Raw genomic sequence first — 25,940 nt, forward strand, 5'->3', positions numbered from 1 at the left:
AAGGAATTGGTTTTATAAAAATTTATCGCCCTTTTTCAAATTCTTTAAATCCTGAACATAATCTTTAATGAGCTGATCATTTTCTCGCGGACAAATCAAAAGAGCTTTTTCTGTATCCACGATGATGTAATTTTCTAATCCATCAATAATGGCAGCTTTACTTTTAGTTTTCAGGCGTATTAAATTACCTTTAGCATTGTAAGTGATAATCTGCTTAGAACCAATGGAGTTATTCTCCTCGTCTTTCGGCGAGTTCTCATAAACGGAAGTCCAAGTTCCCAAATCGCTCCAACCCAAATCTGCGGGAATTACGAAAACATTTTTTGCTTTTTCTAATATTCCATTATCGATTGAAATTTTTGCAACCTTGGGATAAATCACTTCGATGCAACTGATTTCTCCCTCAGAATTGTATTCGCAGCTTCCAAAATGCTGAGACATTTCTTCTAAATTTTCATCAAAAGCGCTTAAAATTGATTTTACATTCCAAATAAAAATACCCGCATTCCAGAGGAAATCTCCACTTTCTATAAAAGTCTTCGCGATTTCTAAATTAGGTTTTTCTGTAAAAGTTTTTACTTTGAAATATTCTGCACCTTTTTTCTCTACAAACTGAATGTACCCAAATCCAGTATCGGGACGGGTTGGTTTGATGCCTAAAGTGATGAGGTAATCATTTTTTTCTGCCAGATTAAAAGCCAGTTCAACTTTACGCAAAAAGATATTTTCCTTTAAAATCAAGTGATCCGCGGGCAAAACAATGAGGTTAGCTAATGGATTGAGTGCCTCAATTTTTTTCGCCATGTAAATATTGCAAGCCGCCGTATTTTTCATCATCGGTTCACCAACAATGTTTTCCGTTTTTATTTCTGGAAGCTGCTGTTCTGTCAGCGAAATATATTCTTTGTTGGTTATCACAAAAATATTTTCTGCAGGAACAATTTGAGAAATTCGATCATAGGTCTGCTGAATCATGGTACGGCCAGTTCCTAAAATATCTTGAAATTGTTTCGGATATTTCTGTGTACTCATGGGCCAGAATCTACTACCGATTCCACCTGCCATTATTACGCAGTAATTAATTGATTTAGACATAGTTAACTTAATTTTTCAACTCTCGCCAAAGGTTTAAAGATGTAATTTTTTTCGTTGCCGAGGTTTTTACAAAGATAGTTTTTTTTACGCTTTTCAAGAAGCATGTAGAGTTGATTTCTGTAGGTAAAACAGTCATCTGGTTCTAATTCTTCTACGTACGATTGTTCATCTTCCAGGTTTTCTATCCGAAAATATTTCACCAAATCTGGACTCGCCATAAAACTGGCTTTCGGTGCTTTTGAGAATTTAAAAATTATGGGTTGCAGATCAGGTGGATAAACAGAAATACTTTCTAAAAGCATAATTTTAAAAGTGTTTTTCCATTCCGCACCGTGCGCAGAAATTCTGTAGCTATAGCGATCAAAAGCAATGAGATGCGCCAGTTCATGGGTCAAAACAAAGAAAAAAAGTGGCGCTTGCAGCGTGGAATTAATGGTGATTTGGTGTGATTTATCAGGCATTCTGCGGTAATCTCCCAACTTTGAATTTCGCTCTTTCGTTATTTTAATATGAATGGAATAATCGGCGAACCAATTCTTTAAATGGTCGAGCGTATTTTCGGGTAAATATTTTTCTAAATTTTGAATGGACATTCTTTCAGCTTTGCAAGTCAGTAGAAATGGAATGATAAAAATTGTTGTTTGCCTAAAGACTCAACGGAATTCCCGCATAGAAATTCAATAGTTTCATACTGAAGAGATAGTTGTATTTAGCTTGTGCCACAGAACCTTGGGCATTTGCGAAATTATTTCGGGCCGTGTTTAAATCATAAATGGTTGTTCTACCGGCGGCAAAACTTTTCTCTGCAAAATCAACAGCCAACCGTGAGCTTTTTTCCGCTTGTGTTGCGGCTAGATAAGCTCCATAATTACTTTCTGCATCAAACTGTGCTTTCTGTACATTCTGCAGAACATCTTGTTTTGATTGTTCCAGTGCAACTTTAGCCAACTCTTCATTGATTTTAGACTGTTCTACTTGCAATCGCGTAATTCCTTTGTTAAAAATAGGAATATTCGCTGATACGCCAACTTGCTGCCCAAAATTATCGGTGAACTGATCTATAAAGTTGGTCTGTTGAATGGTTGCTCCAGTGGGATCCACTAATTTAAAGCGGTAAAAATAAGAGGTCCCGAAACCTGCATTGGCAGAAATAGTGGGCCAAAAAGCGGTTCTGGTAATTTCGGTTTGCGCTTCGGCAGATTTAATGCGGCTGTCTGCAGCTTTTATTTGTGGCTGATTTTCGTAGGCTTTATCAATGATTGTTTCCGCGGAAAAAAGTGGGGCATCTAAAATATTATCAACCGGGACATTTACAATATCGAAATTTTTGTAGTCTTTTAATTGCAGAAGCATTGCCAATGCGAAAAGACTTCGGTCAGTGTTGATTTGCGCCGTGTTTACATTTTGTTTTTCTCGAGCCAATGCTGCTTCAGCTTCTGCCAAAATCGTTTGTGGCGTAGTGCCCACGTCAGTAGTTATTTTCGCTCTTTCGTATAATTTTTGTGCGTTGTTCTGGGCACTCTCAGAAATTTGCACAATTTCTCGGTTGAGTAAAATTGAAAGATATTGCTGTGCAATCTGGAGGGATATATCATCTTTTGTTCTTTGCAAATCAAAATTATTTGCTTCAACTTCATATTGAGTTTTGCGAATATTTTTTTCCAAGCGACCATAATTGAAGAGAAGAATATCTGCGCCTACATTTGCATTGCTTCGGAAATTATCATTTCGATTGGTGTTGCCGAAAAGATCTGTACCCTGACCGAAAGCTCCATTCAAACCTGCATTGGCGTTTACGGAAGGTAAATATTCTCTTTTCGCAATCTTGAGCGTATTATCCTGAATCTTAGTATTGAGGTTTCCACGTAAAACTTGTAAATTATTTTCTACTGCATAATTTACGGATTCTTGCAGAGTCCATTTTTTCTGTGAAAATAGGGAAACAGACAGCAAACAAAGCAAAAAAACAACAAAGCTCTTCATGGACAATTTTAAAGAATAAGACGTTATTTTTACTGATTTGTTACAATCATTTCTTTAACTCATTAATTCTGGAAATGATGGGCATGGAGAATATTCCACTCTTCTGAAGATAAAGTTCATAAAACTTCTGCGCTTTTTCTGCCCAGTCAGATTGGGGATTTTCTTTATTTTTAAAGAAGAAGAGATTTCCTAATAGTTCAAAAAATGGGATATAATGAGAGGCATCTTTTTCTTCAATGAAACTCGTGATCTCTTCTACGGATTTAGAAGATAATTCCTCAAAATTCATTTTAAAAGTATCATTCATATTGGTTTCAAAAATCCGCTGTAATTCATCGGGATCGCCCTCATTATTTCCACCAATAATCATCTTTGTCAGAAATTCTGAAAATTGTTTAACAATCCGGATGATGTAATCTTTATCATGTATCATATTTTAAAAACTTTTAAATGATTGTTTTATACTTTAAGTTTAAGCAAAAAACAAATACGCTAAAATCACAGAAGTAATCACGCCCACCAAATCTGCTAAAAGCATTGCAGTAACGGTATATCTCGTATTTTTAATTCCCACCGCGCCGAAATAGATGGCAATTACATAGAAAGTAGTGTCCGAACTTCCTTGTAAAATTGCGGCTAATCTTCCTTGAAAACTGTCTGCTCCGAAAGTTTGCATGGTGTCAACCATCATTCCTCTAGCTCCAGAACCAGAAAGTGGTTTGATTAAAGCGGTAGGCAAACCGTCCACAAATCTGGTGTCGAAACCTACAACTTGTGCAACCCATTTCATTCCATCAATCAGAACATCGAAAACTCCGGAAGTTCTTAAAAGGGAAATCGCGATGAGCATTCCTACCAAATAGGGAATGATTTTTACACAGGTCCAAAAACCTTCTTTTGCTCCCTCCACAAATGCATCGAATACATCAATTTTTTTGTAAATCGCTCCTGCTACAATGGCAAAGAAAATGAGAAGGATAATTCCATTGCTGAGTAGCATACTGAAATTTGTTAAACCTTCTTTGCTTAAACTGACCAAATAAACCACCAATAATCCAATGATGACAGAAATTCCGCCTACATAACCAATTACGGCAGGTTGTAATAGATTTATTTTTTGGTAAAGGGACACTACAATCATTGCGGCCATGGTAGCGGCAAAAGTCGCTATCATGCAGGGAAGGAAAATATCTGTAGGTGTGGCAGATCCCATAGATGCTCGAATGGCGATAATGGAAACTGGTATCAGTGTTAATCCACCTGCATGCAAACAGAGGAACATAATTTGGGAATTACTTGCGCGGTCTTTATCTGGATTTAATGTTTGCAAACTCTCCATCGCCTTCAAGCCGAAGGGAGTCGCAGCGTTATCTAAGCCTAATAAATTAGCAGAAAAATTGAGGACCATGTGTCCAAAAGAAGGGTGATTTTTTGGAATTTCGGGGAATAGTTTGGAAAAGAAAGGTTGGATGATTCGGGAGAGAAGATTAATTCCGCCGGCGCGCTCGGCAATGCTCATGAATCCCATAAAAAGCGTCATAATACCAATTAAACCTAAAGATATTTTCACCGCCGTTTCTGAGGTTCCGATGACTCCATCTGTTTGCTGAACCCTATAAACATTAACATCAGCTTTTGCTGAATCTGTCTTATACTTGATTCTGTCTTTCGTAAAATCTGGACTTAAGAGAAGATTATTTTTCACATCTGGAGAAATTTCGCTCATTGGTTTAGACATAATCTGAACCGTATCTCCACTTTTCCCCACAACCATATCATTATAAATCGCCTTGTAATTATCAGAAACCAAATATTTAATACTCGCTACAATAATTGCTACAATGATAAATCCACTCCAAATCCTGCTTAACACCATCTTCTAAAAAATTTTGATAAAAATAACTAAAAAGTTTCTCTTAGCGTGTTTCCGTTTTAAGATTATTGGAAATGATTTGAATGTAGAAGTTTCAAAAACAAAAAAATCCTAACCAATTAAGGAGAGGATTGATAGAAGTGCAAAATTCTTTTCTTTATTTCATGGCTAAAAATTCGATGCCATCATTATTAATATCTTCAGGATATCTTTCAAAATTTCGGTGAAAATCTGAGTAATATTCTTGGTATTCTTTCTGTTTTCTGGAGAAAAATCTTCTAAATCCATAGATGCTTAAACCTATTAAAATCCCGAAACTGCTTGCCAATATAATTCCTGTTTCTCTTTTCATATCTTATTTTTTACGTCCATAACTTAGCAAAAGCTATACCTTTTAAATATCTTAAACTTTAAAAAATTGTTAATCTTTACCTCTCTTGCTCTTAAAATAAGATATATTTTTTAAATTTGAGAAAATATGATTTAATGAAAATACAGATTCTAACACTTGCCCTTGCAGCTTTTGCAATGCAGAGTTGTAACGTTCAAAATAAGATGACCGAAAAATATCCCACCACCAAAAAAGTAGATCACACGGATGAATATTTCGGAATTAAAGTTCCAGATCCTTATCGCTGGTTAGAAGATGATTTGGCAGCAGATACGAAAGATTGGGTGCAAAGAGAAGTTGCCTTTACGAATGCTTATTTGGCTAAAATACCTTTTCGGGAAGAAATTCGGGCGCAGTTAAAAGAGATCTGGAACTACGAAAAAATCAGCGCACCTTTTAAAGAAGGAGATTTTACCTATTTCTACAAAAATGACGGACTTCAAGCACAATCAGTTTTATACCGGACAAATAAAGCAGGAAAAACCGAAGTTTTTCTAGATCCTAATAAATTTTCTGAAAAAGGAACCACTTCTTTAGCTGGAGTTTCCTTTAATAAAAAGGGAAATTTGGTTGCATATTCTATCTCTGAAGGCGGAAGTGACTGGAATAAAATCATTATTATGGATGCCGTGAGCAAAAAAATAATTGATGAAACCATTATTGATGTAAAATTTTCAGGCGCGTCCTGGAAAGGAGATGAAGGTTTCTTTTACTCCAGTTATGATAAACCCAAAGGTTCAGAATTATCTGCAAAAACCGATACTCACAAAGTTTATTTTCACCAATTAGGAACCAAACAGTCTCAGAATAAAATGGTCATCGGTGGCGAAAATTTCAAAAGAAGATACATGGGAATTGGCGTTTCTGATGATGAACGCTACGAAGTTCTCAGTGCTTCCGAAGCAACAAACGGAAACGAACTTTATCTGAAAGATTTAAAAACGAAAAATGATTTTATTCCAATTCAAAAAGGATATGATTTCAATACCGATTTCATCGATTCCAAAGGTGATTTTATCTATGCGCTGACCGATAAGAACGCGCCGAATATGCGTTTGGTAAAATTCGACATTAAAAACCCGTCGGTTTGGATGGACGTCATTCCAGAAACCGAAAACGTACTCAGCGTTTCTACAGGAGGCGGATTTATTTTCGCAAAATATATGGAAGACGCGGTAACTTCTATGAAACAATTTGATTATAATGGCAAATTGATTCGCACCATTGATCTTCCTGGAATAGGAACGGCAGGTGGTTTTGGCGGAAAAGAAACGGAAAAAGAGATGTTCTATTCTTTCACCAACTACATCACGCCACCCACGATTTATAAATATAATGCAGACACGGGAAAGTCGGAAGTGTATCAAAAACCCAATGTGAAATTCAACCCACAAAATTTTGTGTCCAAACAGGTTTTCTACACTTCAAAAGACGGCACCAAGATCCCGATGATGATCAATTATAAAAAAGGATTGAAACTAGACGGGAAAAACCCAACAATCCTTTATTCTTATGGCGGATTCAACATCAGTTTGCAGCCTGCTTTTTCTGTAGTGAATGCAATCTGGATGGAAAATGGCGGAATTTATGCCGTTCCAAATATCCGTGGTGGTGGAGAATATGGAAAGAAATGGCATGATGGTGGAATCAAAATGGACAAGAAAAATGTCTTCGATGATTTCATTGCAGCCGGAGAATATTTACAAAACAGTAAATACACTTCCAAGGATTATATGGCACTTTCTGGTCGATCCAATGGTGGACTTTTGGTAGGAGCAACCATGACAATGCGTCCAGATCTGGCGAAAGTGGCATTCCCTGGAGTTGGCGTTTTGGATATGTTGCGGTACAATAAATTTACAGCCGGAGCGGGTTGGAGTTACGATTACGGCACGGCGGAAGATTCCAAAGAAATGTTCGAGTATCTGAAATCTTATTCCCCGGTTCACCAAGTGAAAAGAGGAGTTTGTTATCCTTCGACCATGATTATCACAAGCGATCACGATGATCGGGTTGTTCCGGCGCACTCTTTTAAATTCGGAGCAGAATTGCAGGAAAAACAATCTTGTGCAAATCCAATTTTGGTCAGAATTGAAACCAATGCAGGTCATGGAGCGGGAAGAAGCACGGAACAGGTGATTGGTGAAAATGCAGATATCCTGAGTTTCGGTTTGTATGAGATGGGTTTTAAAAGTTTGAAGAAATAGAGAACTACTCAATAATCAAAAAAAACTTTCTGGATATTTTCAGAAAGTTTTTTTTCTATCTGTCATTGCGCGGAAAGAAGCAATCACACATTTAGAAGACTTCAAATAAATATCTTGTTTTTTAAATCCATTCTTTCGTGTAATATTCTAATTACCTCGATTTCTTCCTCAGAGGTTTGCTGGTAAAATATGATATGCTTTCCGCAACTTAATCCAAAAAGATTGGTATTTATTTCAGTATAAATCTTTCCTATACTTGATTTATCTCCGATTTCTTTACAAGCAAACTTAATTGAATTATAATATCTTTCCGCTTGATTTTCTGACCATTCGTGCAAAGTATATTCCCAAATATCTGTCAGATCATTGATGGCTTCTTGTCTAAAGTTAACTTTAGCCATTTTTTTGAGATTTCAATTTTAGTAGATGTTCGTCAAAATCAAAATTTTCAACTCGCGGGCTTTCTAAACCTTGTTGAATTGCTGCTTTCAAAGCTATTGTTTTGCTTTCTTCATTTTCTAATAATCGAAGTCCTGCACGAATAACTTCGCTCACATTTTTATATCGACCTACCGTAACTTGGCTGCTTACAAACTGATCAAAGTAATTTCCGAGAGATACTGAGGTGTTCTTCATAATATAAATTTTCATCAAAGTTACCAATTTTTGGTAAATTACTTTGGTGGTAAATAAAAAATTTATGAATTAGATTTAAACAATGTCAAATAATTCCCTTCAAAAAACATAAAGAATATTCCCTATTTTTACCCCATGAAACAAAAGGAAATTTCAGAATTCTACGATGAATACGTACAGCGGCAATTGAAAATTGGCGCCAATGAAAGATTGATTTCACTCTATAAAAGACTGCTCAATTTAGGATTGAAAGAAGATTCCAAAGTTTTGGAATTAGGTTGTGGCGTCGGGATTTTTACGAAATTATTAGGCAAAAAGATTTCAACCGGAAGCATAGAAGCCGTGGATTTAAGTGAAAAAAGCATTGCGGTTGCGAAAGAAGAATTAAAAGGTAAAAAGCATCTATTTTTGGCTGTTGCCGATGTGGTAAAATACCAACCGAAAAATTCAGATTTTGATTTTATTACTTTGATGGATGTGATTGAGCATATTCCTTTGGAACAACACGGCGAATTGTTTGAAAATTTAAGCAAAATTGCGACCCCAAAAACCTTGGTTACCATTAATATTCCCAATCCCAGATACATTGATTACGCAAGAATTCACCATCCAGAAAGTCTGCAGGTTATTGATCAGGCCGTGGAATTATTTGCTTTGATGCAGCATTTGGAAAATCATGATTTGGAATTAATTTCTTTTGAAAAATATGGAATTTGGGAAGAAGAAGATTATCATTTTATGGTCTTGAGAAAAAAAAGGGATTTTGTGCTGAGACATCTTGCGGACCAAAGAAATATTACTGAAAAAATTTCCAAAAAAGTAAGTGACAACATAGATCGTATTAAGTATAAATAACTTACAGAAATTTAACCATTAAGATTATTGAGGTTTTAAGTTTGATTAAGGAAAAATTAATTTTTTCTAAAACGGTGCGCTTAGATTTGCCTGCAAATTCTTAATCTTTCTAAATCTCTTAAATTTCTTAATGGTTAATTCTTTATAATCGAATTCAAGCAAATATTGATTGCACAAAGTATTTCCAAAAATTATTCTTTAAACTCTTTTTGAATCGTTATTTTTGTGGCGATTAATTATTTAGATGTCAGATATTATCAAACTTTTACCGGATCATGTTGCCAATCAAATCGCCGCCGGCGAAGTGGTGCAGCGGCCCGCGTCGATTGTAAAAGAATTGATGGAGAACGCAATTGATGCAGGAGCCACTAAAATTGAGCTCATCATTCGGGATGCGGGGAAAAATTTAATTCAGGTGGTTGATAATGGCACCGGAATGAGTGATACCGATGCTCGACTCGCGTTTGAGAGACACGCCACTTCCAAAATTGCTACAACTGAAGATATATTTCGCATTTCTACAAAAGGTTTTCGGGGTGAAGCTTTGGCTTCCATTGCGGCCGTGGCTCAGGTTGAATTAAAAACGAAAACCCAAGATGCGGTTACAGGAACCAATATCTACATCGAAGGAGGTGGTTTTCAATTTCAAGAACCCATTCAGACGACGGAAGGTTCTAATTTCTCCGTGAAAAATTTGTTCTACAATGTTCCGGCGCGACGGAAATTTTTGAAAAACAATAATATTGAGTTTAGGCATATTCTGGATGAATTTCAAAGAGTTGCTTTAGCACATGAGAATTTGGATTTCGAACTTTTCCATAATGACGATATTATATTTCGCTTAAGAAAAACCAATACTCTTCAGCGGATTATTGATGTATTCGGACGAAAATTACAGCCTTTGATGGTGCCCATTAAAGAAGATTTAGGTTGGGTAAAACTCGATGGATTTGTAGCAAAACCTGAAGGCGCAAAAAAAGTACGCGGGGAACAATTTCTCTTCGTTAATGGTCGGTTTTTTCGCAGCGCGTATTTTAACAAGGCAGTTCAGGAAGCTTTTGATGGTTTGCTTTTGCCGGGTTATATTCCTACATTTTTCCTGTTCTTGGAGTTGGATCCCGAAAAAGTGGATGTCAATATTCATCCCCAAAAAACGGAGGTGAAATTTGAGGACGAAAATCTGATTTTTGCGCTTATTCGCTCCACCATTAAAAGATCGCTGGGAATTTATAATGTGGCGCCTGGATTGGATTTCGAGCGCGATTCCAGTATTGATGCCTTCATGCATCAAGTTAATAAAGGCAGCGGTTTTAAACAGCCGGAAATTTCTGTGGATAGAAACTACAATCCTTTTACGCAAGAAAGAAGTCCTGCAGGCGAAAAAGTGGCGATGGCGGATATTTACCAGCAAAATATTCCAAGTGAACCCTCCAAAATAAATTTGTTTGAGGATGAAGATTTTGAAGAAGATCTGATGCGACTTCCCAATGGTTATTGGTTGTACAATAAAAGTGGCAAGACCTTGATGCTGGATTTAGGCAGAATGCATCGCCTGATTGTAAGCGAAAGAAATGCAAAGAAAAAACACAGCAGTGAAAAGCAAACTTTGCTCTTTTCTTTGGAATATCACATGAACGCCATTGAACAAAATAAATACAGGTCCATTAAAAAATTCTTGCCAGGATTAGGCTTTGAAATGGTTTTGGCAAATGATAATGTTTTGCGGATAGACGCCGTTCCACACGGATTAAAAGAAACGCAGGTCATGAAGTTTATGGAGCAGCTGTTCGAAATATTAGATTATAAAACAGAAGAAGAATTCCTGAGTTTTTATCATAATCAATGGAATAAAATAGACAGCAAATCCACCTTTGATTTTTTATATAAAATGGATGCTGAACAAGTCATTAAGGATTTTACAGAACTCGGTTTCCCGGAATATACGGCTTCTGGAAAAAGATGTTTCTTGGAAATCCCGATTGACGAATTAAAAAATAAATTTTAGAATATGTTTAACACATTACCGCCGATTACCCGGAATATCATCATCCTTAATGCAGTTGTTTTTATCCTTTTCTATTTGCTGAATAGCCAAATGCTGTATATGAAATTTGCAGCTTTTTATCCTTTTTCTCCTTACTTTAAATCGTGGCAAATCATCACGCACATGTTTATGCATGGCGGATTTATGCATATTCTTTTCAATATGTTCACGCTCTATAGCTTTGGGCCGGTTTTAGAGAGAACTTTGGGCGATAAAAAATATGTCATCCTTTATTTTGTGAGTGGACTTGGCTCATTTTTCCTTTTTAATTTGTGGAATTTCTACGAGGTGCAGCAAATCCAATCCAGTTTAGAAGGGTTTGGATTTAATTTAACCGACTATTTAGCGGGAGAAAGCGTAGCTTTTAGTGGCAGTGCAGATGCAATTCTCACCCAGCAGGAATTGGTAGAGAAACTAAAATCAATTATTTCCGTCCCGATGGTTGGAGCTTCCGGTGCTATTTTTGGAATCATCGCCGCTTTTGCAACCATGTATCCAAATGCAGAAATTGGAATTATGTTTATTCCAATTCCCGTAAAAGTAAAATATGTTTTGCCCGTAATTATCATTGGTTCTATCGCTCTTGGGGTGACGGGAAATGTGGGTGGTATTGCGCATCTCGCTCACGTTGGCGGCGCATTGGTCGGTTTTCTACTGGCAAGATATTGGAAAAGAGACCAATACAGAATTAATTAATTTAAGAAATTAGTGAAGATTCTTCGACTGTTACTCACCCTTGTCCATTTGGGAATTTTGGTTTTGCTTTTGGCAACATCCCTGAATTCGTTCGTTTCCCCGCAGACTTTTCCTTATCTCAATATCTTGTCACTGTCTTTCCCGATTTTAATGATTTTGAATATTGCACTCTGTCTTTTTTGGATGATCCTCTGGAAAAAGAGAACCCTGTTTTTTGTCGCAGCTTCATTTCTGCTTTTTAATCAGACTCAAAGATGGGTAAACTGGAAAGAACAATCTACGGAAGTTCCGAACTTTAAAGTATTAACACTCAATCTTAAAATGGCGACTAAAGGGCAAGAAAAAGTTTATGATTATTTGAAGGATACAAATGCTGACTTGGTTTTGGGACAGGAATATGGCTCAGAATTTAATATTCCGGGTTATCCGCACCGCACAAAGGGAGAGGTTTTAGTAGCGCTTAATTCCAAGACAGAAATTATTCGGGAAGAAAAATTGCCAACGGGTGAAAATGGAAATGCTTTTTTTGCAGACATTAAATTTGAAGGTAAGATCATCCGCGTTTTTAATATTTACCTGAATCCATTTTCCTTTGATAAGGCTAAAGTAAAACCTACGGACGATTTAGAAAATAACAAAATCAAAGTAAAATATGTATTGAAACGTCTGATTCCTACGTTCAAAAGTCATCAAGAAGAAATTGAAGCCATCCGAAAAGCCATTGATGAGTCGCCTTATCCTGTAATTGTGGCGGGTGATTTTAATGCGGTTCCTAATTCTTATGAGTACTATACTTTAGGGAAAGGTTTAAAAGACGCTTTTGTGGAGGTTGGAAGAGGAAGTGCGACAAGTTTTCATGATTATAAATTTCCTTTAAGAATAGATTATATCTTTAACTCCAAGGAAATTAAAGCAGTAAGTTATCGGGTGGATCGCTCCGTGCAATTATCTGATCACTTTCCTGTTATTGCTGAATTTAAAGTTAATTAAGTATGAAATTATTCTCTTTTTTTCTATTGTTATTGATGATTATTTCTTGTGGAAATGATCCTTCAGAAGAACCTGTTAAACTAGAAGAAAAAAGTGCGATGTTAATGTATGACACAGTAGCGATCGACTCTTTTTCTCAAGGTGCAACGTCAGTAGATGTTGCGAGAAAAATTAGAATTTCTTCTCAATTGTACCAAGATTCCCTTAATGCAGTTCAAAAAAAGCAAAAAGATGAGTTGCAACTGAAAAAGGAGGGCGAAGAAAAGGTGAAATCAGAAAAACTTTTAGCAGAAAAGAAGAAGAAAGAAGAGGCAGAGAAAATAAAAAAAGAAAAATCACAGCCAATTCCAGAAGTTTCCCCCCAATAATATACGGACACTTTTTTTAGAAGATCAACTTTAAACATCAAAAAATTACAAATATGAAATCACTTATTTTAAGTATTGTAGCACTTACTTTTACTGCAGTAAGCTGCACGCAATCTGAAACCAAAATAGAAACGGCAGAAAATCCCGATGGTTCTCTAACCACTACCACCATTGAAACGGAAAAGTCCCTTTACCCGGATTCTGCAAAAATTAATGCAACCGTAGACAAAGCAAAAGCAAAATTAGAAATAGTAGGTGAAAAACTAGATGTTGCAGCGGAAAAAACGGGAGAAAAACTTCAGCAAGCCGGAGAAAATGTAAAAGATGCTGCCAACCGCGGCGCTGATAAAGTTGAGGTAGAAGTGGAAACCATCAGAACAAATTCGAAAGAAGAGCAGAAAAAATAGGATGTATCATATTCTTCAAACATTAAGATTGCTAAGAATAGCAGTCTTAAGTGGCTCATAAAAAATCCCTTCCAAAAATTTGGAAGGGATTTTTTATGAGGAACGTCTTACGGTTTCCAGTAGGTCCAATTGGCACCATTAAAAACGGCTAGTCTTTTTGCTCCCGCTTTATTTACATACACCATCATTCCAGGTGCAGGATCCGGAACATCTGCAGTACTTGCTACGATGGGTAAAACCAGGGCTTTGGTTTGGGATTCTAAAATCAAAACGCCATTCGCGGCAGATGTGCTGGAACCGATAATCGCTTTCGCAGTAGCATCTTCAGTAATAGTAGTGGGTTGAATGGTTAATTGAGACGTAATGTCCGCTTCATTTCCACTGCTTAGATCCACCCAAGGTGCAGTTCCATTGTAATATTTAACTTTAGCTTTGGTAGGTATGGTTGCGTCTAGAACGATGGTTCCTTCTACCAAGCCACTTCCCGAAGGTAAAGTTTGAACATAAGGCAAAATTATTCCTTTGTTTTGTCCGGCTGCAAATTCTAGTAAAACAGAAGTTTTGTTTGTTGCAGTTCCTACTTTATCGCCTAATATTACTTGCGAAAATACCGCAGTAGACAGGGAAAAGCAGAGGATTGAAAATATATTTTTCATTATTTTTTTTCTTTAATTTTTAAAATTTTAAAGTGTTTTGTTTTACTACACTTTTAATTAGGGACAAGCAGGTTGAGAGAAACATTTCCACGCACCATCTGAAAATAATTTTAAGCATTTGGCGGTAGTGTCATAAACCATCATTCCTTCTTGCCCCGTAATTCCGGATAAACTGGTAGTTGGAACTCTCGTGATTACAAATCCGTTCGTATTTGATTCAAGTGCGAGATGTCCTGATTTTCTCACCATCGGCCAAATCGCAGTATTTTCACTTCCAGCTCTTTTTAATAGGGTGATTCCCATTTTTGTGGCCGCTCCTAATCCAGAAGTGGTTGCTGGATTTACACACGGTGGCGACGAAACTATTGCAAACTTAATGTTATTACAAGTACCGCCTAATCCATTATTCGTACATTCAAATTGAGCATCCGTTGGTGGAATATTGGTGATTGTATTGGTAGCATCTGGATCTGTAACATCATTCGGACGTAATATTGTTGCTGTGAAATTTTGATTTCCAGTGATGGTCGCATTGGTCACAATCATATTAAAAGTGTACGTAATTTCACATCCATTTGGCAAATTAAGAAGTGAGGTATACGTTCTTGTAGCCGCATTATAAGAAATTACGGTAGCTTCTGTACCGCAAGAATTGCCACTGAAAGAGAAACTTTGCGGATCAAAACCAAGTGGGAGGGTAAAGGTGAATTTTGAACCCGTTACAGAATCTGGTCCACCATTTTTAGCTTTTACGACTACGGAAATAGTTTCACCCGGAAGTACTATAGTTTTGTTTGGGGTGACTGCAGAAATTTCCAAGTCCGCAATTCTCACATTAATGGAGCTTGTAATGGTAACCACATCTCCTTTAATGAAGGCCCACGTGTCAATGGATTTATTATCTCCAAATTGTCCCGTAGTTCCCGTAGCACCTTGACCCCAAATGTGTCCATTTATAGTACTGTTAATTCCTAAACTATTGGTTGGGGATAAGTGACTGTTATTTTTCGGGTCAGAATATCTTCCTTTTGGAGCATCTGTTCCGTTTGTTCCATTTGCTACATTCGAATCATCCCAATAGACAATGTTAGAAAGCACTTGACTCAAATTATCTTTATTTAAAAGCTCTAGTTTGAAACCATTTTTATTATACTCCATATCAATAAAGGGGAAATGCACCTCTCCTCCTTGAAACTGTACACTTATTTCTGCTGGAAATGTTCCTGAAGGCAAAGAAGCTCCTGCACCATCTTTTCCATCCCACAACACGCTGTTCGCTCCAATAATCGCAGCTCCACTAATTACTCGTGTAGGGAAAGCTAAAGGATTTGCGGTACTTTTAATGGTGATTAAGAAATTGCCTTGTGCAGATGCTGTAAAATTAATGTTCCCTCCTTTGTTGCTCACCTGTCCGTTTACTCCCTCTGCACCAACTAATGATACACCAGAAACGGTTGGATTACTCGTGGGATTTTTTAGCCAGGTACTATTTCCCGGCACCGCGCCATTGGAGTTGGTCGGTAAGTCACTTGCAGGCAAAGTGTAAAATATTTTATGCGTAATCTGCGATCCCAAATCTGCATTTTTAGGATTTTGCACATTGGATGTAGTTAATGTTGATGTGTTTAAACTTTTATAAAGTGGCAACTGGGTAGAGGTATTCAAAAAGCCATTATTATTCACAAAAAAGGTGAAATACAAACCATTATTGCCATTATTATCTACGCGGTAGGTGTAGCCATCTTTGGTGAGGACATACATTAATCCGTAAAATCCATTAGCTTCTCCTGCAGTAGTTCCAGTATTTAAATTGAAGACATTGCTGTAAACACGGCCTTTAATATAAGAAGTATTACCAGTGTTGATCACGGAAATATCCCAAGCCAAGACTGATGAAGTAGCAGCCTGAGTAAATTCAGCATTGGCAAGAATCGTCGTAGAAGAATCAGTGGTTGATCTGGCAAGAAACTCTACGCGGTAAATTCCTGCACCTCCCACGGGTACCTTATAATAAAGAGGAATATAAGTTCCACCACTGGCTGCTCCGCTTATTTGTGGACCCGCTAACTCTGCAGCACGATTAGGAATTAATCCAGCCGCAGTATTATCATTTACTACTACAGCTCCAGAAGGACTATATAGTTGAATAGCGGAAGCATTACCTGCAAGTTGTGCGCTAGAAGCCAATGTAATTGTTTCATTGTCCCTTGCATAAACATAATGTGTTCCAGTTGTCGGAAATGGATAATTAGTAGTGATGGCAGTACTTGAACGCAAATGCGCGCGATATCCAAGGGTTCCACTTGGATAAAGGTCTTTGGAACCATCTGCAAAAAGGGGATTGCTGCTTATTAATAGAACCAGCGCAATAACAGCTGTTTTAAAACTAAAATGGTTTTTTAGTTGATATAAATTTTTCATTAAATGATTAAATTAAATGTTAAATCCTCTCAGGAAAAGACAAACGCTTTGCTGAAATACAGGATTATAGAAAGAAGAAAACTTTAGATATGTCCCGTGAATGGGGGCGGTCTGGATCTGTAGGAATTCAGATAGATGTTAAGGGGCGAATTATTTAAATAGAAAGTATTGCCAACCTCTTTAATCTGAATAAAAATAAATGCTGCGGTTTTTTCGCGTGAATTGACTGCTGTGATCGCTTTTTTACCGCTATTTAAAGAATTTCCAACCAACGCAAATAATTGTTGGTGTGCTTTACTTTTAAAATGATCACTGCTTTTATCACTGTAATTAATTTTGGGTTTTGGATTCGGGATTGGGGCACGACTAATTTTGCTTGTGTCTTCCCCTAGAAACTCCTTTGACTTTACTGGTGTTTCCTCACTTTCTTTAGAAGCTAGTTTTAAAGTCTTATCAAGCAAGTCATCTGTTTTCTCCGTGCTTGTTAATTGATATCCAGTTTCTGATTTTTTTACAAAAAAATTGTGTTTCGTTTCAGAATTGGGAATAATAGTGATGCTGTCTGCACTTATTATGGTGGAACCCTGAACAGTAACCGTTGCGCCTTCTCCAATGTACATTTGCGCCTGCAAAGACATGCAGCTCAAAAGTAAAAAGCACAGCAATATAAAATTCCACCGAATGGAACTTTTTAAGGGCGAACATTGCAAGTTAGTTTGGGTACTCATCTATTATTTAAAGCGTTCAAATATAACCAATTAATAGGGTTCGTCGGGTATTTATAAATGGATTTGAAAAAGAATATATTTTGTACCGTAAAAGTAGAAAATAGTGGCTATTGTGTAAGTGCTTATTGAATTGTAACAATTGCTTACCCGTCATTTAGTGGGACCAGGAGTTCGTGCTGAAATAGAATTTACTCGTTCAGCAAAAGCAACGGATCTATATATTCCCGGTCATTGCTTAATCGTGGAACCTTGTTCTGGCCGCCTAGTTTTCCGCGTTGAGCCATCCATTTGTAAAAAAGTTCTGGTTTTGCAACGTGAATGATGGGTTTTTTTAAAGTAATATTTTGATAGCGTTTCGCTTCATAATCGGAGTTGATGTCCTTTAAATGACCATCAAACAAATCACAAAATTCCTCCAAATCAGCAGGTTCTTTGCAAAACTGGAAAATCCATTCATGCGCGCCATTTTCTCCATCTTTCATAAATACAGGAGCACCCGTAAATTCTGTAACGGAAGCGTTGGTCTGTTCACACGTTCGAAGAATGGCAGCTTCTACATTGTCTATCATTAATTCTTCGCCGAATGCATTGATGTAATGTTTTGTTCGCCCCGAGACTTTAATTCTGAAGGGAGAAATGGACGTAAATCGTACCGTATCTCCAATCAAGTAGCGCCATAATCCACTGTTTGTGGTAATGACCATGGCGTAGTTTTTTCCAAGTTCTACTTCGGCCAAAGGAATTGCTTCTAAATTATTAGGGTCAAAGGTTTCCATGGGAATAAACTCATAGAAGATTCCATAATCCAGCATGAGTAACATTTCATCACTTTCATGCTGATCCTGGATGGCAAAAAACCCCTCGGAAGCATTGTAAATTTCGTAGTAGTTAATGTCTTTGCCAATGATTTGGCGATATTGGTCTTTGTACGGTTTAAAACTGATTCCGCCATGGAAAAAAACTTCCAAATTGGGCCACAATTCAGAAATACTATTTTTTCCGGTATCCGCTAAAGTTCTTTGCAATAAAACCATCATCCAGCTTGGAACACCCGTTAAACTGCCTACTTCTTCCGTTTTCACTTCCGCTACGATGGCTTTTAGTTTGCTTTCCCATTCAGACATGAGGGAAACTTTTTTACTCGGCGTGGTGGTAATTTCTATCCAGAAAGGAAGATTTTCTATCATGATGGCAGATAAATCTCCAAATTTAGTGTTGAAATCTTCGTACAATTCTGCGCTTCCACCCAAGCGTAGATTTTTATTTTGAAATAAGGTGTTTTCTGGATGATTATTAGCGTAGATAGAGAGCAAATCCTTCCCTGCTTTAAAATGGCAGTCTTCTAAACTCTCTGTAGAAATGGGGATAAATTTACTTTTCGCGTTGGTTGTTCCAGATGATTTGGCAAATTTTCGGATATAACCGGGCCAAAAAATATCTGGTTTTCCCTGTCGCGCCTGTTCAATAAAAGGTTCAAAATCTTCATAACAAACGATGGGAACATTCCTTCGGAAATCATCATAGGTAGAAATGGAACTGAAACCGTAGATTTTACCGTAATCCGTATTTTCTGCGTGATAAAGCTGAGAAAACAAGACCCCTTCTTGTGTTTCAATCGGATGATCTTTAAAGTTTTGGATTTGATCAATCCGTTGCCGAATAAACCAATTAACCACCGTATTGAAGAGAGCTTTCGTCGCCATATTGACAAATATAATATTTTTCGCTTAAAGCTTTACTACAAACTTTAAACAAAAAAATTCCGCCTTTTGAAAAGCGGAATTAGAAAGGTACTAAAAATTAATTTTTAGCAAAATTCGTCGTAAGCGCCTTGCAGATTAGCTGCAATTGCGCCCGCTGGATTTCCTTCAATGTGGTGTCTTTCTAACATGTGAACCAATTCGCCATCTTTGAAAAGTGCGATACAGGGTGAACTTGGTGGAAATGGTGCTAAATGTTTTCTTGCCTCGTCTACTGCTTCTTTATCATAACCTGCAAAAACAGTGGCTAAGTAATCTGGTTTTTTATCTCCTGTTAAAGAAAAAACGGCACCTGGTCTTGCTGCACCGGCTGCACATCCACAAACGGAATTAATCATTAATAGAGTGGTTCCTTCTTTTTTAAGAGATTCATTTACTGCGGCTGCAGAAGTTAAATCTTGGAAGCCTTTATCTGTAAGTTCATGCTTCATGGGCATTACTAAATCATCTGGGTACATATTTTTTATTTTTGAATTAAACTTTAAGGTTGCAAAATTAAACCATTTTGACCAAACCTCTTCCTTATTACAGCTATCAAAACAATACCAATTATCTATTGAGACTTATTGTCTGATTTTACTGTCAGTTTCCTAGCAAGTTTGCCGATGGTTAGACCTTGGAATATAATAGAGAACAAAACGATAATGTAAGTTACCGTTACAAACATATCACCAGAACTTTCTCGGGGTAAAGCTAAAGCCAAGGCGACAGAAATCCCACCACGAATGCCGCCCCAGACTAAGATTGGAAAGGAATTGGTTTCGAAATGAGCCCTCTTCTTTAAAAGGAAAAAAGGAATTCCCACGGAAACAAATCGTGCTAAAAGCACCACGAAAATGGCAATCACTCCAATAAGGATGTAGATTTTTTCGAAATTTATGACGAGTAATTCCAATCCAATCAAGAGGAATAAAACGGCATTTAAAATTTCATCTACCATTTCCCAGAACTTATCGATGTATTCTTCAGTAATGCGACTCATCCCAACTTCTCGACCGCGATTACCGATAAAAATTCCGGCAACAACCATGGCTAAAGGTCCACTGATATGAAGTGATGAAGCGAGCCAATATCCACCCATCACCATAGCCAATGTCACCATGACTTCCACAGAATAATCATCAATTGTTTTTAGAATATAAGTTCCAAGGCTGCCTAAAAGAGTACCTAAAATAATTCCGCCCCCTGCTTCTCTAGCAAACAATAATGAGATATCTGCAAAACCCATATTCTCAAATCCTACTTTGGAGATTTCTAGAATTGCCAAAAATAAAACTACAGCAACTCCATCATTAAATAAACTCTCGCCAGCGATTTTCGTTTCTAAAGATTTTGGAATATTGGCAGTTTTCAAAATACCCATCACCGCAATGGGATCGGTAGGTGAAATTAAGGCTCCGAAAAGTAAGCAGTTAATAAAAGGAATATTTAAGTTGAAGGCCTGTAATAGGAAATACATCAAACCACCCACAATAAAGGTGGAGAGCAAAACTCCAATGGTAGAAAAAGCGATGATCGGAACACGTTCAGACTTGATGTCATTGAGCCGAATGTGAATAGAACCTGCAAATAGTAAAAAACTCAGCATGATTTCCATTAAGATGGTATAGAAATCAATGGAGAGAATCATTTCTTTGGTCTGCACAAATAATTCTGGGAAAGAAGAAGCCGCCAAAACAATTCCGAGGGAAGTAAGTAGGGCAATAATCATAACGCCGATGGTTCTGGGAAGTTTCAGAAATCTTTTATTAAAATATCCGAAAGCGGCGGCCAGAATAATGATGACCGTGAAGTAATGATAAATCTGCATCTAAAAAAATTTAGTCAAATTTAGGAAAATAAAAAACCCGAAACTTAATGTTCCGGGTTTCAATCAAATCGATATGCAAAGGTTGTATATCCTACTTTTTATTATAATTGATCGATTATAAATTATGAAAGATTAATGGGCACTAATCAAATATCAAAGATCTTTAATCAATTATAATTCTAGGAAAGTAATTTTTTCGCCATGTCGGAAATGCTTTTTCCGTCACTCTTCCCCGCAAGATTTTTACTTGCCATTCCCATTACTTTCCCAATATCTTTGGCACTTTCTGCACCAGTTTGAGCAATAATTGCTTTCATCTCTGTTTCCAGTTCTTCGGCAGATAACTGCTGCGGTAAATATTTCTCAATGACTTTACTCTGCGCTTCTTCCACTTCAGCTAAATCACTTCTGTTTTGGGCGGTAAATTGGTCATAAGAATCTTTTCTCTGCTTGATCATTCTTTGCAAAATTGCAATTTCCTGTTCTGCGGAAACTTCTGCACCAACTGCTTCCGTTTTCAATAATAAAATTTGTGATTTTACAGCGCGTAACGCATCTAAGGCCACTTTATCTTTCGCTCGCATGGCGTCTTTAATCGCGTCGCTGATGATTATTTCTAAGCTCATAATTTTCTTTGGTAATTAAATGATTTGATGACTCGGAACTTTTTGATTATCGAATCAAGCAAGCATCACATTGTTTTTTAATCTACGTCTTTATTTAAAAAACGGTTTTCACGCACCTGCATTCTTCCGTTCTCATTTTCAGATAAGAAATTATTAATTTGTTGGCGAGAAGCGTTTCCATTTTCTAAGACAATATTTTTCCTACGAAAAGCGGGAACTGTATCAAAATGATCATCAGACTCTGTATTTTGATATCTGGAGTTAAATTCCTTCAGTTTATTTCTGCGTTCCGTTACTTTTTCTGTAGCCGTAGCTTTCGCGATAAAAGTAAAATCTTCTTCGATGTTAAATTTGATTTTTTCTTCTGCTTTTTCCGCTGGCTGTTCTGCCACTATTTCTTCCACCTTTATCTCTATTTTCTGAACCGGTTCAGGTTTAATCTCTGCTCTAAGTTGTGGGGTCTCAACTTTAGGCTCCTCAATCGGTTCGTTTACGAAAAAACTGAAATCGACAGAATTTTCTTCGGAAAATAAATTTTTGTGCTGCGTCGGTTTTTCCTCTGTTTCAAATTTGAAAGATTGAGAGGCAGGTTCTTCCACCGGATCATTATCAAAAGTAAAGAGATCAAATTCTGCTTTCGGTCCATTACCAATATCAAAAGTACGATCTGGAGTTTCCTCTTCTTCTAAGTTGAAAAATTGGACACCTGTAGGAGTTTCTTTTTCAATAATTGAGGGTTGCTCCGCGCTTTTCATTTGGGGAGAAGGAAAAATCATATCATCTTCATCATCCAAAACGAAGAGGCTTTTTCTGGTAAAATCTTCTCTGGTGATTTCTTCTCTTTCTCCTTTTTGCTTATAGGAATTGTCCTTTTTTGTATTGGTATCTAGAGAATCGTTTAAGGTAAATTTAATTTTCTCTGTAACACCCGAATGTTTGTGGTGATCTTTTGCAAAACCTGTTGCAATGACCAAAACGCTAACTGCATCGCCCAATTCTTCATCCGTACCAACTCCAAATATAATATCTGCAGTATTACCAGCTTCTTGCTGAATGTGATCCATGATTACTCCAATTTCATCCATGGTCACTTCTTCCGAACCACTTCGGATGAGGAGTAAGACATTTTGAGCACCTGTAATTTTATTGTCATTCAATAAAGGAGAGTCCAATGCTTTTCTCACGGCTTCTTCGGCTTTGTTTTCTCCAGAAGCAACTCCGTTAGACATTAATGCCGTACCAGAATTTGCCAATACAGATTTCGCATCCCGGAAATCGATGTTGACATCAAAATAACCCGTAATTACTTCTGCCATTCCTTTTGCAGCATTCGTCAACACTTCATCTGCTTTGGAGAAACCAGATTTGAAACCGAGATTTCCATATTGCTGACGCAATTTATCGTTGTTAATAACGATTAAAGAATCTACGTTATTTCTTAATTTATCTAGACCAAGTTCTGCCTGATCTAATCTTCTTTTCCCTTCAAAACTAAAAGGTACGGTAACGATTCCAACCGTAAGAATTCCCATGTCTTTTGCCACTTTTGCAATAACAGGAGCGGCACCAGTTCCGGTTCCACCACCCATTCCGGCGGTAATAAATACCATTTTGGTATTTTGACCCATCGCAGCTTTTATTTCTTCAATGCTTTCGATCGCAGCTTTTTCACCCACTTCTGGATCTGCTCCAGCGCCTAAACCTTCGGTAATATTCAATCCAAGCTGCACTTTGTTCGCCACTGGATTATTATCTAAAGTCTGAGAATCTGTATTGCATATCACGAAATCTACTCCATGAATTCCTCTTTCGTACATGTGTTTCAGGGCGTTGTTTCCACCGCCACCAACTCCGATCACTTTTATAATTGAAGAATTTCCTTTTGGTAAATCAAATGAAAATCCTGGCGTATTGATATTTTCCATAATTTTTTGTATTTTTAAGTTATTCTACTTCTTCGAAGAATTTTTTTACACTTTCCATAATTTTCTGACCAATGGTTAATCTGCCATTTTTCTTGTCTTCCTCCTTGGGAACGTGAATTTCTTCCCCGCGAAATTGTGGAGCCTCCATCAATTCTGTGTCTACGGTGGTCTCTGCTTTTGGAGTTTCAACAATTTGCTGAGGTTTTTCAGTTCCGGGTTTTTTGTCCCGAATTTTTAAACTTTCCATTAATAAACCAATGGAAGTTGCGTATTCTGGCCCTTTTAAATGTTCGTTTTTATCATTTGCCACATATTCATTAGCAAAACCAATTCGGCTATCAAAACCTGTAGTGTAATTGGCCAATTGACGAAGATGGCGAAGATTAGAACCACCACCCGTTAATACGATACCCGCAATTAATTTTTTCTTTTGTTCAAAGGCGCCGTACGCTTTCAACTCTGTATTGACCATTTCCAAAATCTCTTCTACTCTTGCATTCACCACTTGAGCCAATGTTTTCAGAGAAATTTCTTTGTCTGGTCTTCCGTGTAAACCGGGAATGGTAACGAAAGTGGTGTCTTTTTCCAATTCTGGAACGGCAGAACCAAACTTCACTTTTAACTGTTCGGCATGTTTCTCAATAATTGAACATCCTTCTTTAATATCATCCGTAATAATTCCGCCACCGTAAGGAATGACGCAGGTATGACGAATAATATTGTCTTTAAAAATAGCAATATCCGTAGTTCCACCACCGATGTCTACGATGGCAACTCCAGCTTCTTTTTCTTCTTTGGTCAACACCGATTCGGAAGAGGCAAGCGGTTCCAAAGTGAGCGCTTCCATTTCTAATCCGGCTTCTTTTACACAACGTGCAATATTTCTAATACTTCCCATTTGTCCTACTACCACATGGAAGTTGGCTTCTAAACGCTTACCGTGCATTCCGATGGGTTCCTGAATTTCTCCTTCGGAATCAATTTTATATTCTTGAGGCAAAACGTGAATAATTTCTTCCCCGGGAAGCATCACCAATTTTTTTACCTGATCTTTTAATTTTTCGATGTCGTCTTCTGTAATATATTGATCCGGTTGTTCCCGCATAATATAATCTGAATGCTGAAGCGACCGAATGTGTTTGCCAGCAATACCTACGGTAACCTTATGAATAGGTACGCCAGAACTGGATTGTGCCTCCGAAACTGCTGCTTTGATGGATTGTATGGTTTGGGAAATATTGTTCACGATACCTTTGTGAACGCCCAAACTTTTCGCTTTTCCAACGCCGAGAATTTCGATTTTTCCGTGGGCATTTCTTTTCCCGACAATCACCACAATCTTTGTGGTTCCAATATCGAGGCCTACTGAATACTCGTGATTTTCCATTTATATGTCGATTTGATTTTTAGATAATTTTGGGGATTTCCATCCCATCTTTTTATAATGTCACTATTTGCTTACTCTACTTTAACCGTTGCCTTGGGTTTAACCGTTGCTTTTTTGGGGACTGGTGCCTTCGCTTTCGGAGTTTCTTTTTTCACTGTAAGCTCTGCTTTTTTCACCGGTGCTTTTACTACTGCTTTTTTGACAGGCGGTTTTGGGCGATCTTCTTTTTTTGCCGCAGTCAATGGTTTTTTGATGGCTTCTGCTTTTTTCTGAGCAAGAATTGGAAGTTTTGATAACTCTTTATTTCCTACTTTTATAATGCTGTCATTCTCCTCGAAGTTTGGATTTAGAGTGGTTACAATCTGATTGTCATACTTTACAGAAATCTTGGTGTATTTATCTGGAGACTGATTGATTAAATATTTTTCGACAAAGGTTTTAAAGCCTCTTACTTTCAGATCAATTCTGTCTAAATCACCAATTTCTACTTTGTAATTTCCTTCGCTGGTTAATAAATTGTAACCCTCTTTATTTTTAGAAATACCGATGAAATATTTTTTGCTAAAAGAATCTCGGTCAATTTTATCTACCAAAGCCGCCAAAGAAACGTATTCTGACTCATCAATATCTCCTGTCACCAACATGCATGGAAAGGAATAATTCTTTGAAATTGGGAATTCTTGCCCCTTATGATCTACGTAAACATCTTTACCATTCGTATTTAAGCGAAAGGCGGGAACTTTTTGTTGGATGTCTAAATTGAGATTTCCATTCAGATTCAAATATACATTTGCGCTATCAACGGAGGGAAGATTGTTCAGTTTCTTCTCCAGTTCGGGGATATCTATGTCCCCAATTTTCTTCGTTGGATTCAATTTTTTTACAATTTCCTTCACTTCTTTTTCATCGATGAAATAGACGGGAGTTTGCGTTTTAATCATATTCACAGAAACTTTTTCCATGGATTTATCATTGAATCTTTTTAATGAAAAACTCAGCAGAAATCCAAAAAGGATTACTGTAATTAAGATTTTTAATATTCTGAATTTGTTTTTCATTTTATAATACTTGACTTTCTATTG

Annotated in this window: 25 protein-coding genes; 7 read left to right on the plus strand and 18 right to left on the minus strand. The window is 37.1% G+C overall.

The features are described from left to right. Positions 1-12: 12 nt before the first annotated feature. The 6 genes from RCH13_RS12925 to RCH13_RS12950 form a co-directional block, all read right to left on the minus strand. Positions 13-1,095 carry a mannose-1-phosphate guanylyltransferase gene (locus RCH13_RS12925; RefSeq protein WP_326987664.1) on the minus strand — a complete coding sequence of 361 codons (1,083 nt, stop codon included), beginning with the start codon at positions 1,093-1,095 and terminating at the stop codon, positions 13-15. 2 nt (positions 1,096-1,097) lie between these two features. Further along, on the minus strand, positions 1,098-1,688 hold the full coding sequence (locus RCH13_RS12930) for a SprT-like domain-containing protein (RefSeq protein WP_326987665.1): 591 nt from the start codon (positions 1,686-1,688) through the stop codon (positions 1,098-1,100). A gap of 52 nt (positions 1,689-1,740) precedes the next feature. Next, positions 1,741-3,078, minus strand: coding sequence for a TolC family protein (locus RCH13_RS12935; RefSeq protein ID WP_326987666.1), 1,338 nt, complete (start codon positions 3,076-3,078; stop codon positions 1,741-1,743). A gap of 46 nt (positions 3,079-3,124) precedes the next feature. Then, entirely contained in the window at positions 3,125-3,511 is a 387-nt protein-coding gene (locus RCH13_RS12940; RefSeq protein ID WP_326987667.1) for a hypothetical protein, read from the minus strand. A gap of 39 nt (positions 3,512-3,550) precedes the next feature. Then, the gene (locus RCH13_RS12945) at positions 3,551-4,954 is read right to left on the minus strand and encodes a nucleoside recognition domain-containing protein (RefSeq protein ID WP_326987668.1); all 1,404 of its coding nucleotides are present in this window, start codon (positions 4,952-4,954) and stop codon (positions 3,551-3,553) included. Between the two features lie 154 nt (positions 4,955-5,108). Continuing rightward, positions 5,109-5,303: a hypothetical protein gene (locus RCH13_RS12950; protein ID WP_326987669.1), complete on the minus strand. Its 195-nt coding sequence runs from the start codon at positions 5,301-5,303 to the stop codon at positions 5,109-5,111. 134 nt (positions 5,304-5,437) lie between these two features. Between RCH13_RS12950 and RCH13_RS12955 the strand changes: the two genes are divergently transcribed. Next, a complete protein-coding gene (locus tag RCH13_RS12955) occupies positions 5,438-7,549 on the plus strand; it encodes a prolyl oligopeptidase family serine peptidase (protein ID WP_326987670.1) in 2,112 nt (703 codons plus the stop codon). A 101-nt stretch (positions 7,550-7,650) separates the two neighbouring features. On the opposite strand, the gene RCH13_RS12960 is transcribed toward RCH13_RS12955, so the two are convergent. Continuing rightward, positions 7,651-7,950: a type II toxin-antitoxin system RelE/ParE family toxin gene (locus RCH13_RS12960; protein ID WP_326987671.1), complete on the minus strand. Its 300-nt coding sequence runs from the start codon at positions 7,948-7,950 to the stop codon at positions 7,651-7,653. Continuing rightward, on the minus strand, positions 7,943-8,185 hold the full coding sequence (locus tag RCH13_RS12965) for a type II toxin-antitoxin system ParD family antitoxin (RefSeq protein WP_326987672.1): 243 nt from the start codon (positions 8,183-8,185) through the stop codon (positions 7,943-7,945). Before RCH13_RS12965 ends, RCH13_RS12960 begins: the two co-directional genes overlap by 8 nt. 135 nt (positions 8,186-8,320) lie before the next feature. Between RCH13_RS12965 and RCH13_RS12970 the strand changes: the two genes are divergently transcribed. The 6 genes from RCH13_RS12970 (at position 8,321) to RCH13_RS12995 (ending at position 13,545) form a co-directional block, all read left to right on the plus strand. Next, positions 8,321-9,040 (plus strand): class I SAM-dependent methyltransferase, encoded by a 720-nt coding sequence (locus RCH13_RS12970; protein ID WP_326987673.1) that lies wholly within the window; start codon positions 8,321-8,323, stop codon positions 9,038-9,040. 244 nt (positions 9,041-9,284) lie between these two features. Further along, the gene (gene mutL / locus RCH13_RS12975; RefSeq protein WP_326987674.1) at positions 9,285-11,045 is read left to right on the plus strand and encodes a DNA mismatch repair endonuclease MutL; all 1,761 of its coding nucleotides are present in this window, start codon (positions 9,285-9,287) and stop codon (positions 11,043-11,045) included. A gap of 3 nt (positions 11,046-11,048) precedes the next feature. Further along, positions 11,049-11,780 (plus strand): rhomboid family intramembrane serine protease, encoded by a 732-nt coding sequence (locus RCH13_RS12980; RefSeq protein ID WP_326987675.1) that lies wholly within the window; start codon positions 11,049-11,051, stop codon positions 11,778-11,780. Between the two features lie 12 nt (positions 11,781-11,792). Further along, a complete protein-coding gene (locus RCH13_RS12985) occupies positions 11,793-12,770 on the plus strand; it encodes an endonuclease/exonuclease/phosphatase family protein (protein ID WP_326987676.1) in 978 nt (325 codons plus the stop codon). Positions 12,771-12,772: 2 nt separating this feature from the next. Continuing rightward, a complete protein-coding gene (locus RCH13_RS12990) occupies positions 12,773-13,138 on the plus strand; it encodes a hypothetical protein (protein ID WP_326987677.1) in 366 nt (121 codons plus the stop codon). Between the two features lie 53 nt (positions 13,139-13,191). Beyond that, a complete protein-coding gene (locus RCH13_RS12995) occupies positions 13,192-13,545 on the plus strand; it encodes a hypothetical protein (protein ID WP_326987678.1) in 354 nt (117 codons plus the stop codon). Between the two features lie 107 nt (positions 13,546-13,652). Here the strand turns inward: RCH13_RS12995 and RCH13_RS13000 are convergent, their stop codons facing one another. The 10 genes from RCH13_RS13000 to RCH13_RS13045 all read right to left on the minus strand — a co-directional run bounded on the left by RCH13_RS13000 (position 13,653) and on the right by RCH13_RS13045 (position 25,916). Beyond that, entirely contained in the window at positions 13,653-14,201 is a 549-nt protein-coding gene (locus RCH13_RS13000) for a hypothetical protein (RefSeq protein WP_326987679.1), read from the minus strand. 57 nt (positions 14,202-14,258) lie between these two features. After that, a complete protein-coding gene (locus RCH13_RS13005; RefSeq protein WP_326987680.1) occupies positions 14,259-16,622 on the minus strand; it encodes a hypothetical protein in 2,364 nt (787 codons plus the stop codon). Positions 16,623-16,705: 83 nt separating this feature from the next. Next, positions 16,706-17,350 (minus strand): hypothetical protein, encoded by a 645-nt coding sequence (locus RCH13_RS13010; protein WP_326987681.1) that lies wholly within the window; start codon positions 17,348-17,350, stop codon positions 16,706-16,708. A 188-nt stretch (positions 17,351-17,538) separates the two neighbouring features. Continuing rightward, a complete protein-coding gene (locus RCH13_RS13015) occupies positions 17,539-19,053 on the minus strand; it encodes a GH3 auxin-responsive promoter family protein (RefSeq protein WP_326987682.1) in 1,515 nt (504 codons plus the stop codon). Between the two features lie 104 nt (positions 19,054-19,157). Continuing rightward, positions 19,158-19,568, minus strand: a complete 411-nt coding sequence (locus RCH13_RS13020; protein ID WP_326987683.1) for a BrxA/BrxB family bacilliredoxin — start codon at positions 19,566-19,568, stop codon at positions 19,158-19,160. A gap of 95 nt (positions 19,569-19,663) precedes the next feature. Beyond that, positions 19,664-20,920, minus strand: coding sequence for a cation:proton antiporter (locus RCH13_RS13025; protein WP_326987684.1), 1,257 nt, complete (start codon positions 20,918-20,920; stop codon positions 19,664-19,666). 179 nt (positions 20,921-21,099) lie between these two features. Further along, positions 21,100-21,546, minus strand: coding sequence for a GatB/YqeY domain-containing protein (locus RCH13_RS13030; RefSeq protein ID WP_326987685.1), 447 nt, complete (start codon positions 21,544-21,546; stop codon positions 21,100-21,102). Between the two features lie 77 nt (positions 21,547-21,623). After that, a complete protein-coding gene (gene ftsZ, locus RCH13_RS13035; RefSeq protein WP_326987686.1) occupies positions 21,624-23,471 on the minus strand; it encodes a cell division protein FtsZ in 1,848 nt (615 codons plus the stop codon). A 19-nt stretch (positions 23,472-23,490) separates the two neighbouring features. Further along, positions 23,491-24,858: a cell division protein FtsA gene (ftsA, locus tag RCH13_RS13040; RefSeq protein ID WP_326987687.1), complete on the minus strand. Its 1,368-nt coding sequence runs from the start codon at positions 24,856-24,858 to the stop codon at positions 23,491-23,493. Positions 24,859-24,929: 71 nt separating this feature from the next. Further along, on the minus strand, positions 24,930-25,916 hold the full coding sequence (locus RCH13_RS13045; RefSeq protein ID WP_326987688.1) for a cell division protein FtsQ: 987 nt from the start codon (positions 25,914-25,916) through the stop codon (positions 24,930-24,932). Positions 25,917-25,940 lie beyond the last annotated feature (24 nt).

Origin of the sequence: Chryseobacterium sp. MP_3.2 (genome assembly GCF_035984805.1) — a bacterium.
Classification (GTDB): domain Bacteria; phylum Bacteroidota; class Bacteroidia; order Flavobacteriales; family Weeksellaceae; genus Kaistella.